Origin of the sequence: Streptomyces glaucescens (genome assembly GCF_002154375.1) — a bacterium.
Lineage (GTDB): Bacteria > Actinomycetota > Actinomycetes > Streptomycetales > Streptomycetaceae > Streptomyces > Streptomyces glaucescens.
Genome location: NZ_MUND01000802.1, coordinates 1 through 607, shown reverse-complemented (window position 1 = coordinate 607; position 607 = coordinate 1). Strand labels below are relative to the sequence as shown.

Annotated in this window: 1 pseudogene; it reads left to right on the top strand. The window is 70.3% G+C overall.

The features are described 5' to 3' along the window. A pseudogene (locus CCN42_RS37510) lies at window positions 1–607 on the top strand (DUF1996 domain-containing protein); the annotation flags it as partial.

Genomic DNA, 607 nt, shown 5'->3' with positions numbered 1-607 from the left:
GGGCGAGGTGGACGGCGAACTGGCCACCCTGGACCAGCAGATCACCGAGGCCTACCAGCGGCTGGCGACCACCCGGGACGCGCAGGCCCAGGACGCGAGCTACGTCCAGAACGCGATCCTCCAGCCGCTCAAGGACCGCCGCAAGGCGATCATCGACCGCATCCAGCTGGAGATCAACCGGGCCGGCGGCAACGCCTCCGAGGACCTGGACACCCTCTCCGGCTGCACCGGCACCCCGGCGGAACAGCCGCAGACCACGGACGGCCAGAACGGCGACGGGCAGCAGGACGGCGACGGCCAGCAGGACGGCGGGGACCAGAACCAGGACGGCAACGGCGACGGTCAGCAGGACGGCGGTCAGCAGGGAGGCAACGGCGGTCAGGCCGGCAACGGCCCCGTGGCGGCCGACTTCCAGGACATCACCACCGTCCAGCCGAACTCCCGCAACCTGCCGAACGGCCTCGCCGCGAACGGCCGGTCCGGTTCGCGTGGCGTCTTCATCACCAAGTGCGGCACCAACGGCAACGACAACCACAACACGGACAACGTGATCGTCGCCCCCGGTGTCACCAACGGCGCCCACCACCTGCACGACTACGTCGGCAAC